This is a genomic window from Cupriavidus sp. UYPR2.512 (assembly GCF_000379565.1).
GTDB lineage: Bacteria > Pseudomonadota > Gammaproteobacteria > Burkholderiales > Burkholderiaceae > Cupriavidus.
Genome location: NZ_KB903113.1, coordinates 1 through 1,242, shown reverse-complemented (window position 1 = coordinate 1,242; position 1,242 = coordinate 1). Strand labels below are relative to the sequence as shown.

Sequence of the window (1,242 nt, the reverse complement as noted above, 5' to 3'; positions counted from 1 at the left end):
ATGGGTATTATCGCGTGATGCGTTTTATTCAACGTAACTGATCCACATGAAAACGGGCCAGAGCACGGCTTCTACCTCGACAGAGTTCCCGGATGCCGACTCGCTGGCTGCATTGCGTGGCTGGTACGCAGGGCTAAGTTCCCGCGCGGCCGTCGAGCAGTATTTGACCGCCCGCAAGGCAGCTGGCCAATCCGCACGCGGGATATTGGGGCATATCCGCCAGCAACTCATCGACTTCGCTCGCAGCCGCCACCGACCAGATCTGGCTGAAGCGTTCCAGCATGCCCCTGAAGAGCGGCTTGAATGGGCCGGTGTCGCCGGACAAGCGATTAGGCTGTTGCCAACGCTGCCCGTGCCGCTGCCCGAGATCAGTGACAGCGTTGATCAGTGGTTGACGCCCAGAACCGTTAGGGCGTTGCAGAAGCATGGCATCCGCACCCTCTCGGAGCTGACAGTCCGGATCCCACGCCGGCGCGGCTGGTGGAAAGTCATCGATGGACTTGGTATGACCGGTGCTAGGCAAGTGGAAGCCTTCTTCGCCGAGTATCCGCACCTGACCGAACGTGCCCGAGCCCTGATTACGATTGCACAGCCACACGGCATCGTGCCGTGGGAGCAGTTGTGCCTACCGCGCGAGGTCGACGGCTCTCGGGGCAGTTTTCGTGCACCGCGGGAAGCTTGCACGCTGAACGCAACGAACGATTACGAAGCGGTTCAGGCTTGGCTATCGTTGCACGAGACGGCCGCCACGCAGCGCGCCTATCGCAAGGAAGCAGAGCGGCTGATCTTGTGGGCGATCATTGAGCGCGGTCGAGCACTGTCGTCCCTGACGACTGACGACGCCATCGCGTACCGCGCCTTTGTTCGACGCCCGACGCCACGCGAGCGCTGGGTCGGACCTCCGCGGCCGCGCGACTCGGTGGAGTGGCGCCCCTTCTCGGGAAGCCTCTCGGCCCGATCGGCCGCCTATGCCCTCACGGTGCTGTCGGCCCTGTTCCGGTGGCTCATTGAGCAGCGCTATGTGCTGGCCAACCCGTTTGCCGGCATCAAGGTACGTGGTCACGCCTCGCGGCCAGCGCTAGATACGGCACGGGGCTTTACCGAAGGGGAATGGCTACTGCTACGGGCCATCGCGGACGGTCTGGAGTGGTCCTACGGCTGGTCCGAGTCGGCGGCGCAACGCCTGCGCTTTCTACTCGACTTCGGCTATGCGACGGGTCTGCGCGCCAGCGAACTGGTTGG

The 1,242-nt window shown here is 63.5% G+C and carries 1 protein-coding gene; it reads left to right on the top strand.

The annotated features are described in order from the left end of the window. Positions 1 to 46: 46 nt before the first annotated feature. Positions 47 to 1,242: phage integrase family protein (locus tag A3A5_RS39190; protein WP_018312817.1), on the top strand; the 1,196-nt coding region annotated here is incomplete at its 3' end.